Annotated in this window: 11 protein-coding genes; 7 read left to right on the top strand and 4 right to left on the bottom strand. The window is 73.1% G+C overall.

All coding sequences use genetic code 11. From position 1 onward, the window contains the following. Window positions 1-13: 13 nt before the first annotated feature. Window positions 14-1,300: a C39 family peptidase gene (locus tag CLV56_RS06545; protein ID WP_100414568.1), complete on the bottom strand. Its 1,287-nt coding sequence runs from the start codon at window positions 1,298-1,300 to the stop codon at window positions 14-16. A gap of 130 nt (window positions 1,301-1,430) precedes the next feature. Here CLV56_RS06545 and cysS point away from each other — a divergent pair, with 130 nt between their 5' ends. Both cysS and rlmB read left to right on the top strand, forming a co-directional pair. Then, window positions 1,431-2,879, top strand: coding sequence for a cysteine--tRNA ligase (gene cysS / locus CLV56_RS06540; protein ID WP_039340725.1), 1,449 nt, complete (start codon window positions 1,431-1,433; stop codon window positions 2,877-2,879). Continuing rightward, the gene (gene rlmB / locus CLV56_RS06535; RefSeq protein WP_039340728.1) at window positions 2,879-3,829 is read left to right on the top strand and encodes a 23S rRNA (guanosine(2251)-2'-O)-methyltransferase RlmB; all 951 of its coding nucleotides are present in this window, start codon (window positions 2,879-2,881) and stop codon (window positions 3,827-3,829) included. Before cysS ends, rlmB begins: the two co-directional genes overlap by 1 nt. Here the strand turns inward: rlmB and CLV56_RS06530 are convergent. Next, window positions 3,793-4,365: a hypothetical protein gene (locus CLV56_RS06530; RefSeq protein ID WP_039340731.1), complete on the bottom strand. Its 573-nt coding sequence runs from the start codon at window positions 4,363-4,365 to the stop codon at window positions 3,793-3,795. The two genes, rlmB and CLV56_RS06530, sit on opposite strands and share 37 nt — an antisense overlap. Before the next feature lie 55 nt (window positions 4,366-4,420). On the opposite strand from CLV56_RS06530, the gene CLV56_RS06525 reads away from it, so the two are divergent. From CLV56_RS06525 to CLV56_RS06505, 5 genes are all read left to right on the top strand, one after another. Then, window positions 4,421-5,332: an ABC transporter ATP-binding protein gene (locus CLV56_RS06525; RefSeq protein ID WP_039340734.1), complete on the top strand. Its 912-nt coding sequence runs from the start codon at window positions 4,421-4,423 to the stop codon at window positions 5,330-5,332. Next, on the top strand, window positions 5,329-6,126 hold the full coding sequence (locus CLV56_RS06520) for an ABC transporter permease (RefSeq protein ID WP_039340737.1): 798 nt from the start codon (window positions 5,329-5,331) through the stop codon (window positions 6,124-6,126). Before CLV56_RS06525 ends, CLV56_RS06520 begins: the two co-directional genes overlap by 4 nt. Before the next feature lie 96 nt (window positions 6,127-6,222). Then, window positions 6,223-6,633 (top strand): tetratricopeptide repeat protein, encoded by a 411-nt coding sequence (locus tag CLV56_RS06515; protein WP_211287997.1) that lies wholly within the window; start codon window positions 6,223-6,225, stop codon window positions 6,631-6,633. A 104-nt stretch (window positions 6,634-6,737) separates the two neighbouring features. Continuing rightward, the gene (locus tag CLV56_RS06510; protein WP_245857869.1) at window positions 6,738-9,524 is read left to right on the top strand and encodes an MMPL family transporter; all 2,787 of its coding nucleotides are present in this window, start codon (window positions 6,738-6,740) and stop codon (window positions 9,522-9,524) included. Continuing rightward, the gene (locus CLV56_RS06505) at window positions 9,521-11,587 is read left to right on the top strand and encodes a YhgE/Pip family protein (RefSeq protein ID WP_039340740.1); all 2,067 of its coding nucleotides are present in this window, start codon (window positions 9,521-9,523) and stop codon (window positions 11,585-11,587) included. Before CLV56_RS06510 ends, CLV56_RS06505 begins: the two co-directional genes overlap by 4 nt. Window positions 11,588-11,679: 92 nt before the next feature. On the opposite strand, the gene CLV56_RS06500 is transcribed toward CLV56_RS06505, so the two are convergent. Together CLV56_RS06500 and CLV56_RS06495 are read right to left on the bottom strand one after the other, a co-directional pair. After that, window positions 11,680-13,323 carry an ABC transporter substrate-binding protein gene (locus tag CLV56_RS06500; protein ID WP_039340742.1) on the bottom strand — a complete coding sequence of 548 codons (1,644 nt, stop codon included), beginning with the start codon at window positions 13,321-13,323 and terminating at the stop codon, window positions 11,680-11,682. 81 nt (window positions 13,324-13,404) lie between these two features. Next, window positions 13,405-15,072, bottom strand: a complete 1,668-nt coding sequence (locus CLV56_RS06495; protein ID WP_039340745.1) for a CocE/NonD family hydrolase — start codon at window positions 15,070-15,072, stop codon at window positions 13,405-13,407. Between the last annotated feature and the right edge of the window lie 13 nt (window positions 15,073-15,085).

Here is a 15,085-nt window from a genome sequence, read left to right as displayed (position 1 = left end):
GATCGAGACCCGGTCACCACCGGTGGCCGGGAAGCGGCGGCAGGGAGCGGCCCGGCGTACGGACGACATAGGTCGTGCCGCCGCTGCCGCGCAGCCACGCGCGCTCGAGCTGGTCGCGGCGGTAGCGCCGGTCGACGCCCGAGCGCCGTCGGGCGGCGGGGTCGTTGACCAGCGCGTCACCGGACGCCGTGAACCCGCGGAGCACCACGAGGTGGCCGGCGGTCGACGAGATCGGCGCGCCGGCGAGCTCACCGGCGCCGAAGCGGATCGACAGCACCAGCGGGATCCCGGCCCGTACGAACGCCTCGGCCTGCCGCAAGGAGGTCAGCCGGGTCACGAACGCGTCGGTGCCGTACGAGCCCGCGTAGGCGGTGTTGAACGGCCAGTTCCCGGTCCCGCGGTAGCGGTGGTCGTACGTCCCGCGCGCGGCGTGGACGACGAAGCGCTGCGGCACGTCGCGGCGGACCCAGGCGTAGGCCCGGGGCTTCGGCCCGCGGCCCTGCGCCCGCAGGACCATCGCGGTCGAGGTCGGCGAGCACCAGGCGGCTCCGCCACCGCCCCACTGGCCGTACGTGCCGCGGTGCAGCATCTGCGAGTACCGCGGCACGGTCAGCGCGACCCGGCTCGCGCGCCGCGGGGTCGACGTGGCGCGTGCGGCGCGGGCGCGTACGGAGGCCACCGCCCCGACCGAGGTCAGCCGCGGCGTCGCCGAGCTGCCCGCCGGGCGGTGCAGGTCGACGCGGATCCGCCACCCCCGGGCGCGGGCACCGCCGCGGGTCTTCACGACGTCCGTCACCAGTCGCGCGAGATCGTCGCGCTGCGCCCGACCCGAACGGCGGTCGATCGCCTTTCCGGTATGGGCCCACCGCGCGACCTGGTCCCACGATCCGGTCCTGCCGTCGGCGGTGCGGACCTTCACCGAGACGGAGATCCAGGTCCGCCGGGGAGTCACGGCGGTCCACGAGGCGATCACCTCGCCGGCGCCGAAGCCGACCTTCGCCCAGGGCGACGTCCAGCGCACCCGGTCGTACGTCCGGCCGCCGGTGCGGACCCGCGACGTCGGCCGGGTGATGCGCACCGCGCCGGCACGGACGGCCCAGCCGCGGCCCGAGCCGGCCCGCAGGCCCGCGCCGCGCCAGCGGGCAGACGAGACCCGGGCACCGCCGGAGGCGCTCACCGCGGCGGGGGCGGCCGCACGGGTGGCGGCGGTCGTGTCCGCCGCTGTCGTAGCTGCGGCGGCAGGTGCGGTCAGCACCGTGGCCGCCACGGTCCCGGCTGCGCCGATCACCAGTCCCCGCATCCGCACCCTCCTCGCTCGCAGGGCACGACTGTAAGCACGACCGGGCGGCTCCCGCGCCCCGAACCGCTCGTCGCGCCGCCCGTCCGTCCGCGGGCCGGGGCCGGTGGCCCGGCTCCACTACGCTGGACGGGTGACACTGAGCCTCTACGACTCCGCGACGATGCAGGTCCGCGACTTCGTCCCGATCGCCCCCGGCGCGGTCGGGATCTACCACTGCGGTCTCACCGTCCAGGGTCCGCCGCACCTCGGCCACATCCGCAAGGAGGTGGTCTTCGACGTGCTGCGGCGGTGGATGACCCACGAGGGCTACGCGGTCACCCTGGTCGCGAACGTCACCGACATCGACGACAAGATCCTCGCGAAGCAGTCCGAGGAGGATCGGCCGTGGTGGGCCGTCGCGTACGCGAACGAGCGCGCGCTGCACGCGGCGTACGACGTGCTCGGCTGCCTGCCGCCGACGTACGAGCCACGCGCGACCGGCCACATCCCCGAGATCGTGGGGCTGGTCGAGACGCTGATCGAGCGTGGGCACGCCTACGTCGCCCCGGACGGGTCGGGGGACGTGTACTTCGACGTGCGCAGCTGGCCGGACTACGGCGAGCTGTCGCGGCAGCGGCTGGACGACATGCTCGACGCCGGTGACGCCGACCCCCGGGGCAAGCGCGACCCGCGCGACTTCGCGCTCTGGAAGGGCCACAAGGCCGATGAGCCGGGGACCGCCGCCTGGCCGTCGCCGTGGGGTCCCGGCCGGCCCGGGTGGCACATCGAGTGCACGGCGATGGCGACGAAGTACCTCGGTCCCGCCTTCGACATCCACGGCGGCGGTCTGGACCTGCGCTTCCCCCACCACGAGAACGAGCTCGCCCAGGCGCGCGCGGCCGGGCTCGACTTCGCGGCGAGCTGGATGCACAACCAGCTCCTGCGCATCGGCGGCGAGAAGATGAGCAAGTCGGTCGGCAACTCCCTGCTGGTCAGCGAGGTCGTGAAGCGGTTCCGGCCGATCGACGTGCGTTACTACCTGGTCGCGGCCCACTACCGGTCGGTGATCGACTACTCCGAGGCGGCGCTCGCCGAGGCCGCGACGGCGTTCGGACGGATCGAGGCGTTCGTACGGCGTGCGAGCGAGGCGTCCGGTGCTCCGCGCGACCTCGCCGACGCGGAGGGTGCGGTGTCCGACGCGTTCGCGACCGCGATGGACGACGACCTCGCGGTGCCGGCGGCACTCGCGGTGGTCCAGGACGCGATCCGCGAGGGCAACAAGCTGCTCGCCGCCGCCGACGTGGACACCGTCGCCCTGCGTACGCTCGTCACCTCGGTCCGCAGGATGCTCGACGTGCTCGGGCTCGATCCGCTGTCGCCGACGTGGGCGGGCGCCGACGCCGACTCCGGGGCGGAGCGTGAGGCGCTCGGTACGCTGGTGGACGCACTGCTCGACCAACGCGCCGAGGCCCGCGCCGCGCGCGACTTCGCGACCGCCGATCGGGTCCGCGACCAGCTCAAGGCCGCGGGCGTCGAGGTCGAGGACACGCCGTCGGGACCACGCTGGTCCGTCGGCGCAGCATCCGGGAGCGAGGACTGATGGCCGGCAACAGCCAGCGCAAGGGCGCGATGAACAAGTCGCGCAAGGGAGCCAACGTCGGGTCCGGCGGACAGCGCCGCCGCGGCCTGGAGGGCAAGGGCCCCACCCCGAAGGCGGCCGAGCGGCCGAACCACAAGGCGTACAAGATGGCCAAGGCCGCCGAGAAGCGCCGCCCTCCGGCCCCGCGCAAGAAGCGCGGCGACGAGGCCGAGTGGGCCGCCGGGCGCAACTCCGTGCTCGAGGTGCTGCGCGCGGACATCCCGATCGCGTCGCTCTACGTCGCCGAGGGGATCGACCGCGACGACCGGGTCCGTGAGATCTTCGCCCTCGCGGTCGACAAGCGTCTGTCCGTGCTCGAGGTCAGCAAGCCCGAGCTGGACCGCTTCACCGACCGGGCGGTGCACCAGGGCGTCGCCGCGAAGCTCCCTCCGTACGAGTACGCGCACCCGGACGACTTCCTCGAGACCGCCCGCGAGCGGGGCGAGGACCCGCTGATCGTCGTCCTCGACTCGATCACCGACCCGCGCAACCTCGGCGCGATCGTGCGCAGCGCCTCCGGGTTCGGCGCGCACGGCGTCGTCGTCCCGGAGCGGCGGGCCGCCGGCATGACCGCGTCGGCGTGGAAGACCTCGGCCGGCGCGGCCGCGCGCGTCCCGGTGGCGCGGGCGACGAACCTGACCCGTCAGCTCAAGGCGTACGCCGCCGAGGGACTCATGATCGCCGGACTGGCCGCCGACGGGGAGGTGGCGCTGCCGGACCTCGACCTGGCGGAGGGGCCGCTCGTGCTCGTCGTCGGCAGCGAGGGCAAGGGCCTGTCGCGGCTGGTCTCCGAGACCTGCGACGTCCGGGTGTCGATCCCGATGGCCTCGAACCTCGAGTCGCTCAACGCCGGCGTCGCCGCCGGGATCGCTCTCTACGCGATCGACCAGCGCCGCTCCTCAGGCGGCTGAGGCTCCTCGGGGGCTCGGTGTGGGCGCCGGTAGGCCCCGAGCAGCAGCGCCGCGAGCAGCGGGTAGACCACGAAGCCGTAGTAGACGACGTTGACGAACGGGAAGTCGTAGAGCGGCTCCGGGAGCCGGGTGATCTGCTCGAACAACCACCGCGGATCCGCGACGACCAGGACCAGCGACGGCACCACCCCGTACAGCATCCCGGCGACGGCGGGGCACAGCCACGAGATCCGGCCCGCGGCGGAGACACCGAGGAGCACGGTTGCGGCGAGGGCGACGAGCAGGAACGTCTCCGGTGCGGCGTGCCAGTCTGCCGACCGCGTGCCCGTCAGCCTGCCCAGCGCGTAGTTCCGCTGGTGCAGCGCCCAGTCGATCGCCACGAGAGCGACGGGCGTTGCGAGAACGCCGATGAGGACGCCGACGACGTGCCGCGCCGGCGACCGACCGCCGTCGCGATCATCGCTCGGATCACTCCGGTCCGTCCCGACGGGCGTGGACTCGTACACCGGCTCGGTCGGCGGTTCCCAGGAGCGCATGCTGGACTCTAGCGAGTGCCGAGGGCCCGCTGACCGTCCGATAGCGTGGGGCGCGATGATCGAGATCGCGAACCTCACCAAGACCTTCGGGCCCGTGCGGGCGGTGGACGACCTCTCGTTCTCGGTCCGCCCGGGCGCCGTCACCGGCTTCCTCGGACCGAACGGCGCCGGCAAGACCACCACCCTGAGGATGCTGCTCGGCCTGGTCACGCCGACCTCGGGCAGCGCCACGATCGACGGTCGGACGTACGACCAGATCGACGACCCGGGCCGTGTGGTCGGTGCCGCGCTCGAGGCGGCGAGCTTCCACCCCGGTCGGACGGCGCGCGACCACCTGCGGGTCTACGCGCCCCACGTCGGGGTGTCCGATGCCCGCTGCGACGAGGTGCTCGAGATGGTCGGGCTCGCCGAGGCCAGGAAGCGGCGCGTCGGCGGTTTCTCGCTCGGGATGCGGCAGCGTCTCGGGCTCGCGACGACGCTGCTCGGTGACCCCCCGGTGCTGATCCTCGACGAGCCGGCCAACGGGCTCGACCCGGGCGGCATCCGGTGGCTGCGTGAGCTGCTGCGGTACTTCGCCGCCGAGGGCCGGACCGTCCTGGTCTCCAGCCACGTCCTGTCGGAGGTCCAGCAGAGCGTGGACGACGTCGTCATCATCGCCGGCGGACGGATGGTCCACGCCTCGTCGCTCGAGGAGCTGGCGGAGCAGGCGTCACGCAGCGTGGAGGTCGTCTCCCCGGACCGCGACGGGCTCGCGCGGCTGCTCTCCGGGAGGCGGTGGAGCGCCACCGAGCACGGGGCCGGGTTCGACGTCGACGGCGTCACGGCAGCCGAGGTCGGCGCGGCCGCCTTCGCCGCGGGCCTGGAGCTGCACGCACTGACGCAGCGGGTCGTCGAGCTCGAGGATGTGTTCCTGGAGCTGACCCGGACCGGCGGACCGGCCGACGAGCACGAGGAGGTGGCGGCATGAGCACCGCGATCCGCGCCGAGCTGCGCAAGTGGACGTCGACCCGGATGTGGTGGATCCTCCTGCTCGTGATGGCCGCCTACATGGCGTTCCTCGCGGCGGTGCTCGGGTTCTCGCTGACCGTCGCGCCCGAGCAGCAGGGGGCGGTGCCGCTCACCGGCGTCGAGGCTGCGACCACCGTCTACTCGATCGGCAACGGCCTCGGCTACGTCTTCCCGCTGCTCGCGGGTGCGCTCGCGATGACCGGGGAGTTCCGGTACCAGACGATCACGCCGTCGCTGCTGGCCGAGCCGCGCCGCTCGGTGTTCCTGAGCGCCAAGGTCGTCGTCGCGCTGCTGATCGGGCTCGTCTTCGGCCTCGTCGGGACGCTGTCGACCGTCGCGGTCGGGGCCCCGATCCTCGCGTGGCAGGGGGACGGCGCGTTCCTGGGCTCGTCCGACGTGATCGTCCCCGTCCTGCTCTCGGTCGTCGCGCTCGCGGTCTGGGCGTTCGTCGGCGTCGGGGTCGGCACCCTGATCACCAACCAGGTCGCGGCGATCGTGGTCGTGCTCGCGTTCACGCAGTTCGTCGAGCCGATCGTGCGCGTGGGGCTGAGTGCGGTGGACAGCCTCGCGTCCGCCGCACAGTTCCTCCCCGGCGCCGCGTCCGAGGCCCTGGTCGGCGCGAGCACCTACGCGTCGTTCGGGTCGTCCGGCGATGTGCTCGGGCGGCTGCCCGGTGCGCTCGTGTTCCTGGCGTACGGCGTGGTGTTCGCGCTGGTCGGCCGGTTCACCACGCTGCGGCGCGACATCACCTGATCGCGTCCGCGCCGGAGTCGCCCGGCGTGGCAGCCTCGGGAATGGGCGGCGGCGCGCGACCGTTGTGGGGTACGACGCCCTGAGGAGGTGCCCCAGATGACCAGCTTCCGCGAGCTCGGGATGAAGCCGATCTTCACCGACGCGATGATCTCCGAGATGTCGCTGTACGACCGATTCCGCACCGCCGAGGACCTGCTCGCGCAGCGCTTCCCGCGCGACGCGGCGCGGATGCTGACCGACGTCGTCGAGGCCGAGCCCGCGAACGCCGCGGCCTGGGAGCTGCTCGGACGCTCGTACTTCGCGGCTGCGCTGCTCGGGCCGGCCGAGGACGCGTTCCGCCGGCTGGTCGAGCTGGAGCCCACCAGCGGCTGGGCGCACGTCGCCCTCGGTCTCACGCTCGATCGCCAGTCCCGCCACCGCGAGGGCGCGGCGTACCACCGGATGGCTGCCGTGATGGATCCCGACCAGGACCGTCGTCCGCGGCTGGTCGCCACCACCGAAGGCTGAGCTCCGGCGCTCTGCAAAACCCGGCGACCCCCCGGTCCCCGCCGTGCATGATCGAGGCAGGCCTCGCTGACGTGCGCGGAGGGACGGGGGGTCGCGCCGTGTCCATGCTGCTGTACCGGCTCGGCGGCGCCATCGCCCGCCACCGCGGTGCCTTCGTCGGCGGCTGGCTGCTGGTGCTCGCGCTCGTCGCCGGCGGGGCGACCGCGCTCGGCTCGGACTACGACAACGAGTTCACCGTGCCCGGGACACCGTCCCAGGAGGGCAAGGACCTGCTCGACGAGCGGTTCGACATCACCGGCACGGACGGCCAGGTCCTCTTCACCGTCGCCACCGGGCGCATCGCGCAGGCCCCTGCGGCTCCCGTGGTGAACCGGATCTCGTCGCGGATCGACGACGTCCCCGGCGTCACGTTCACCAGCCCGCTGGCGAAGAACTTCCGGGTGGTCTCCTCCGACGGCCGGGCCGCGCTGGGTCAGCTGCGCTTCGCCGCGGAGAAGCCGTCGCAGGCCACGCTGGACGCCGTCGTGGACGCTGCGAGCCCACCGGCCGGGGCGGGGATCACGACCGACGTCGGCGGCGACGCGTACGACCCGGACGTCGAGACCAGCCGGATCCCCGAGCTGCTGGGGCTGCTGGTCTCGCTCGTGATCCTGTCGATCACGTTCGGCTCCCTCCTCGCGGCGGGGATGCCGATCGTCGGCTCGCTGCTCGGTGTCCTCACGACGATCAGCGTGATCGTCCTGGCCTCGTCGGTGACATCGGTGTCCAGCAGCGCGTCGACGCTCGCCGAGATGCTCGGGCTGGCGGTCGGGATCGACTACGCGCTGTTCCTCCTGTCCCGCTACCGCGGCCACCTCGCCGAGGGCCTGCCGACCACTGAGGCGATGCGGCGCTCGCTCGCGACGGCCGGGATCGCGGTGATGTTCGCAGGAGCGACCGTCGTCATCGCGCTGCTCGGGCTGGCGGTCGCGCGGATCCCGGTGCTGACCGCGATGGGGGTGGCGGCGGCGATCGCGGTGGCGTTCGCCGTCTCGATCGCGCTCACCCTGCTCCCGGCGGTCGCGCTCCTGCTCGGTGAGCGGCTGCGTCCGAGGCGCAAGGCGCGGGCCGGCGGGGCTGCCTCGGCCGTCGTCGCGCGGCGGTGGGTCGGGATCGCGACCCGGGTGCCGGCGGTGACGATCGTCGTCGTGCTGCTGGCTGCGGTCGTGGCTGCGCGCCCCGCGGCGGACCTGGATCTCGCGCTGCCCGACAACAGCACGGCACCCGAGTCGAGCAACGCGCGCCAGACCTACGACGCGATCACGGCAGCGTTCGGTGAGGGGTACAACGCGCCGCTGACGGTGACCGGCGACGTGATCACGAGCGACGACCCGAAGAAGACCGTGAACGAGCTCGCGGCCGCGGTCGCCGGGGTCTCCGGCGTCGTCGCGGTCACCCAGGCCACGCCCAACGCCGACGGTGACACGGCGCTGATCCAGGCGATCCCGGAAGCGGGCCAGACCGCGCCGTCGACGGAGGCCCTCGTCCAGCGGCTGCGCGACGACAGTCCCGGGTGGGAGCAGACCTACGGCGTGCACGACATCCTCGTGACCGGTCAGACCGCGATCAACATCGACGTGTCCGCGCGGCTCGGTGGGGCGATGCTGCCGTTCGCCTGCATCGTGATCGGGCTGTCGCTGATCCTCCTGATGCTCGTCTTCCGGTCGATCGCGGTGCCGATCAAGGCGACGGCCGGCTACCTGATCTCGGTCGGCGTCGCGTTCGGCGTCGTCGTCGTGGCATTCCAGTGGGGCTGGCTCAGCGGACTGACCGGCGAGGAGGCCGGGCCGGTCGTGAGCTTCCTCCCGATCTTCCTGATGGGCGTGCTGTTCGGGCTGGCGATGGACTACGAGATGTTCCTCGTCTCGTCGATGCGGGAGGACTACGCCCGTACGGGCGACCCGCGTGGCGCCGTGGTCCGCGGGTTCTGCTCCAGCGCGCGGGTGGTGACCGCAGCCGCGTTGATCATGACGAGCGTGTTCGTCGCGTTCGTTCCCGGTGGTACGTCGACGATCAAGCCGATCGCGTTCGGTCTGGCCGTCGGGGTGCTCGTCGATGCCTTCGTGGTCCGGATGACCCTGGTGCCTGCGGTGATGGTCCTGCTGCGCCACGCGGCGTGGTGGCTGCCGGCGTGGCTGGAGCGGCGGTTGCCCGACGTCGACGTCGAGGGCGCCGTGCTGCACCGCAAGGTCGAGCTCGACGCGTGGCAGGACGAGCACGGGCAGGTCGCCGTGCTGGCGCGGGGCCTGGTGGTCACGGACGGTGCGGCTCCGGTCGAGATCACGGCGCGGCCCGGCGAGGTCGTCCGGCTGCCGCTCGCCGCGGAGGCCGACGACCGGGCGCTGGCGATGGTGCTGACGGGCCGTGCCGGCGCACGGGCGGGCAGTCTGGCCGTCGCCGAGCAGCTGCTTCCCGAGCAGCGCGAGGAGGTCAGTCGCCGTGCGGCGGCCCTCGATCTCGCGGCGACCGGGCACGCGGCCGCGAGCGACGGCACCGACCGTACGGCCTCCGACGTCGTCCGTGACCGGTCACGCCTCGCCGCCCTGACGCGGCGGGGTCGGCGCGCGTTCACCGAGCGCAGCGGGCAGGTGGCCGCGCGCCTCGGCTCCGTGGCGCCGGGGGTCGATCCGACCGTCGTCGCGCAGGCGGCCTGCGCGGTGGCGTCGGGGTCGCACGTGCTCGTGCTGTACGGCCGTCCACCGGCCGCCCGGGACGCCGGAGCGGAGCTGGCGTTCGCGGCGGCCCTGGCGAACGAGGGGGTCACGGTGGTCGTGCTCGACCGGGTCGGAGCCGAGCGCCCGGCCGACGAGGGGGTCCGCACGTCCGTGCGGGCCGGCGAGGAGGTTCGATGAGCGAGCGGCGTGCCGTACGACGCGGGGGACGGCGGGCGACGTGGATCCGGGTGCTCGCCGTCGGGGTGCTGCTGCCGCTCGCCGCGGCCGCGGTCCTGGTCTGGTCGACGTCCGACCGGGTGGACCGGGTTGACCGGATCCCGGTGGCGGTGGTCAACGGCGACATCATCATCACCGACCCGCAGCCGATGGCGGCCGGTCGGGCGCTGACGGCGTCGCTGACCGACCCGACCACCTCCGCCCCGGACCTCGACTGGATCCTGACCGACGCGACCGACGCCGACGAGGGGCTGCGGACCGGGCGCTACTACGCCGTGCTGACGATCCCGTCCGACTTCTCGAAGGCGATCCTGTCGACCGGCACCGACGATCCCGAGCAGGGCGCGCTCACCCTGGTCGGGAACGCCGCCGCGAGCGTCAGCACGCCGTACCTCAGCGCTCAGATCGCGGACGCCGCCGCGCGCTCCCTGGGGCGACAGAGCACCGAGGGCTACCTGACGAACGTGTACGCCGGGTTCAACCAGATCGCGAAGTCGAACAAGCAGGCGGCGCAGGGGGCGGCGCAGCTCGCAGCCGGCACGGAGCAGCTCGCCGACGGTGCCGACGAGCTGGCCGACGGTGCCGAGAGCCTCGCGAGCGGCCTCGACCAGCTCGCGACCGGAGCGGCCGAGCTGAGCACAGGGGTCGACGCGGTGTCGAGCGGCGCGTCGGCCACCGCGGTCGGGGCGCGTGGTGTCGCGGCCGGTGCCGCCTCGTTGGACGCGGGCGCTGGTCGGATCGCGCTCAGCGCCGACCGGCTGTCGACCGGCGGCTCGGGCCTGGCGACGGCGTCGGACGAGATCGCTCGCGGCGCCGGCCTGGTCGCCGAAGGCGAGACGCTGCTCGCCGACCGTGCACGTCTGCTCGCCGAGCAGCTCCAGCAGCTGCGGCGCGACTGCCGGGCCGCCGGTGCCACGGTCCGGTTCTGCACGCGACTCGGTCGGGCTCGTACACGGGCGCTGGTGGTCGAGGGAGGAACGCGTCTGTCCGAGCGGGCGACCGAGGGTCTGGCCCGCGCGACGAACCGCGTCGCCGGCGGCGCCGTACGGTTGGCCGACGGGCAGGCACGGCTCGCGCGCGGCGCCGGCAGGCTGGATGCCGCCGGGGGGCGGCTGAGCGAAGGCGCGGAGAGACTGGCCTCGGGTGCGGGCGAGGTGGCGAGCGGTGCCGTCGATGCGGCCCGTGCGTCCGGTGAGCTCGCCGACGGTGCGCAGAGCTCGGCCGAGGGCGGTGCCTCGCTCGCCTCGGGGGCCACCACGCTGGCGTCGAGCGCCGGCCAGGTCGACGACGGTGCGCACCAGCTCAGCGACGGGCTCGCGCAGGAGGCGGCGCAGATCCCGACGTACGGCTCGGCGCAGCAGACCGCGCTCGCCGACGTGGTCAGCGAACCGGTGGTCCTGACGAGCACGGTCGAGCACGCCGAGCACGGCAACGGGTGGTTGCTCGGCGCGATCCTCGGTGCGGTGCTGTGGCTGGCCGCTCTGGTGAGCGTGCAGACCGTGGACCCGGCGGCGATCCGGCGCGACGGGCTGGCTCCGGTCGCCTCGCGTCGGATCGCGCTCACGATGGCGGCGCCGGTCCTGGGGCTCGCGGTGGTTCAGGCGGTGGCGGTGATGGTGGCCGTCGTGCTGCTGCACCCGAGCACGGCGTCGACGCTGCCGCTCGCGCTGCTGTGCGGGCTCGCGGCGGTGGCGTTCACGGTGGTCGCCTTCGCGGTGCGGCTCGCGCTCGGCGGCGCCGGCGTCGCCGTGCTCGTGCTGCTGCTGGCACTCCAGCTCGCGGCGCTGAGCAACGTGCTGCCGCTGGAGACGGCGCCGGAGCCGCTGCAGTCGCTGAACGCCGTGATGCCGCTGACGGCGTTCGTGAACGGAGCGAGCCGGCTCGTCGCCGGCGGCGAGGTGATGTCCGTCCTGGCCTCGGTCTCCGTCCTGGTGATCTGGACGCTGGCGGCGGGCCTGCTCGCGGTCGCGGTCGTGAAGAAGCGCCGCCAGGTCCCGCTCGCACCTGCCCCCGCCCCCGCCTGACCCACCCTCCCGACCGCGATTCGTCGAGTTCCGGTCGGATTCTGCATCCGAGTTTGCTCCGCAACTCGACAAATCGCGGTCGGTGGGGACGGTCAGGAGGACGTGCCGCCGAGCTGTGCGGCCCAGGGGGTGCTGATGTAGGCGAACGACGCCGGGGCGCCGGTCAGGCCCTCGCGCAGGAACAGCCGCGAGTACGACTGGCCGAGCGAGACCTGGAGCTTCGCCTCGTTGAAGATCGCCTGCGCCTCGACGAACTTCTGCGCGGTCACCTCCGGGTCCGTGGTCGCGCTGGCCTCGCCCATCAGCTTCGAGACCTGCGGGTCGGAGTAGCCGGACCAGTTGAACAGTCCGCCCGGCAGGACGAACATCGGCGAGTAGTACAGCGCGCCGGGCACCTCGACGTACCCGGTGGTCGCGACGAAGTCGATGCCCTCGCGCTTCGACGGGTCGTAGAAGAACGAGGAGAACTCGGTCGGCTGGAGCTGCTCGATCGCGATGTCGAGCCCGAGCTCCTCGCCTGCGGCCTGCACGAACTGCACCGTCTGCAGACTCTGCTGGTCACCGGCCGCGATCGCGAAGACCAGCGACGCACCGTCGGCCCCGGCGTCGGCGATCAGCTTCTTCGCCGCGTCGAGATCGGGCTCGCTGTTGTCGGGCAGGGCGTCGTAGCCCGCGCGGTACGTGTCGGCCGCCGGGTCGCCCTCCCACACCAGCGGCGGGGTGAACGTCTTCAGCGGCTCACCCAGCCCGCGCAGGACGTTCTTGACGTAGAGGTTCTTGTCGATCGCGAGATCGAGAGCCTGACGCACCCGCGGATCCGCCGCCGGACCGGTCTCCGACGCCGGCCCGAAGCTGGCCGACGCGGTGCTCGGCCCGACGTACAGGGTGCCGACGCCGCTGTCGGACAACGTCTGCGAGCTCTGGACCGGAGGCTGGTACGCACCGTCGATGTCGCCGCTCATCAGCGCCGAGGTCAGGGTCGACGAGTCGGCGACGAAGCGGAACTCCAGCTCGGAGACCAGCGGCGCGCCCCCGCGGTAGCCGTCGTACGCACGCAACGTGACCGACTCGCCCGCCTCCCACGACTCGAGCTGGAACGGGCCGGTGCACATCAGGCCGCCGTCAGGCGTGCCGAAGGCGGCGCCGGCCTTCTTGGCGTACGCGGCCTCGACGATCATCCCGGTGCCGCCGGCGAGGGTGTTGCGGAACTGCGCGTCGGGGGTCTCGAAGGTCAGCGTGACCTGGTTGGGGCCGGTCTGCTTCATGTCCTTCATCGCCATGAACGCGGGCCCGTAGACGCTCTGAGTCGCCGGGTCGAGGTGGCGCTGGAAGGTGTACAGGACGTCGGCCGGCGTGACCGGGTTGCCGTTCCAGAACGTCGCGTCGGGATCGAGATCGATCACGAACGTCGTGTCGTCGGTCCAGTCCGCCGACGTCGCCAGACCGGGTGCCAGCGAGAAGTCGGGCTGCAGCTGGAGCAGACCCTCGCACAGGTTCGCGACGACGGAGCTCTCCGACTCCGCGCCGGCCTTGGCGGGGTCCAGCGTGGTCGGCTCGCCATTCGGCAGGCCCCACGTGACGTGGTCGACGGGCTCGGTGCCGGCATCGGTGGTCTCGACGAGCGTGACGTCGCCGGAGGCGGTGGAGTCGCCGCCACCTCCGTCGCTGCCGCTGCAGCCGGTGGCGGCCAGCGCGGCGATCGCGCCGAGCGCCACCAGGCGGGTTCGGGTACGCATCAGGGTCTCCTGTCGTGGAAGGGTCGATCGGGTGGGTCTCGATCGCCCGCTCGCGGGCGCCTCGACCATCGGAAGCGGGCGTCAGGTGGGGAGGACGTCGAGGTGGAGCCGTGCGCCGTCGGGGCCGCCGACGACGAGGGTCTGGTGGTTGGTCCGCACGTCGACCGCGGTCCAGGGGTGCTCGCCGGTGCCGGGCTGCGGCACGAACTCCGGGAAGTCGCTGCTGGCCACGTGGACGCGCAGCCGGTGGCCAGCGCGCAGGCGGTAGCCCAGCTGGCCGAGGTCGATGTCGACGCGGCGTGGTCCGTCGAACGTGGGCAGGTGGACCTGGCCGCGGGTGATCAGGTGCGCGGCGCCGTCCGGCTCGACGTCGAGGAGGCGCACGAAGACGTCCATCGTCGGGCCGGACGTCGACACGGTGCCCGTGAAGCGACAACCCCCGACGTACTCGCGGTCGGCGACCACCGGGGCCCCGTCGAAAGTCAGCACGTCGTCGCGGTCGGCGAGGCCGCGCTCGTCGGGGTACTCCTGGAGGAACCCGAACGCGTTCATCACCGGCGACGGCACGAGGGCGTCGGGGTCGTGGGTCCAGGCGAGCTCGTACGGCTCGGTGCTGTCCGCGCCCAGGCTCCCGTCCGCACCCAGGCTCCCGTCCGCCCCGAGCGCCAGCGCCACCGTCTCGACCCCGGGCGGCGGCCAGGCCGTCGTCTCGCGGAACCCGTCGGCGTGCGCCACGGCGTACCGCACCTTGGGGAGGTCGGCCGCGGAGCCGAGCCCGCGCACGAAGACGTCGAAGAAGTCCAGCGCCGGGTCGAGGTACTCGCCGAGCGACTTCTCGATCTCCTCCGGTGTCCGCTCCCGACCACGGCCGGCCTCGGCCAGGTTGTTGAACTCGTGGTCGATCACGTCGATCAGCAGGTAGTGCTGGTTCGCCCAGCCGGGACGGGCCTCGAGCTCGCGGACGTCGGACCATTGCTGCGGCGCGATGTTGTCCCACCAGCCGATCGTCTGGAGCACGGGGATCGGGTTGGCGTCGAACGGGTGGCCGTGCCGGAACCGCCGCAGCCGCACCTCGTGGCCGGGCGCCCACTGGTCGTACGAGACCGAGCGGTGCCCCACGGTCGCGAAGAAGTCCTCGACGTTGTCCGTGTACGGGCGCCGGGACCAGTCCGGCATCCAGAGGTAGACGTCGTTCGACTGGAAGAACGTGGTCGGGTACAGGCGGTGGACGCCCATCTCGACCTCCATCGCGCCGGACTCGTCGACCGGCTCGGGGAGCTCGCCGAGCCGCGTCCCGGTCACCCGGGGCGCGATCGCCTTGAGCGCGGGGTGCCGACTGGAGACCGCGGCCCACTGGGTGTAGCCGTAGTAGGAGTCGCCCCACATCGCGACGTCGCCGTCGGACCAGGGCTGGCGGGTGATCCACTCGATAGTGTCGTAGCCGTCCTCGACCTCGTTGACGAAGAGCAGCGTCTCGCCCTCGGAGCGGAACTTGCCGCGGACGTCCTGGGCGACGACGCGGTAGCCGCGGCCGACCATGTACCGGGCGACGACCGGGATGTGGGTGTAGTCGCCGTTCTTGTCGTACGGGAGGCGGACGAGGATCGTCGGGCCGGGCTCGGTGTCCGCGTCGGGGCCGTCGGGCAGGTAGACGTCGGTGGCGAGGCGGACGCCGTCGCGCATCCGGACCATCACCTGGGTGGCGTCGTCGGGCACGGGCGACGGCGGGACGTGCAGGTAGTCGATCATCTCGGTGGTCCTC

This window comes from Mumia flava (assembly GCF_002797495.1).
Lineage (GTDB): Bacteria > Actinomycetota > Actinomycetes > Propionibacteriales > Nocardioidaceae > Mumia > Mumia flava.
This window is presented reverse-complemented; position numbering and strand designations above follow the sequence as displayed.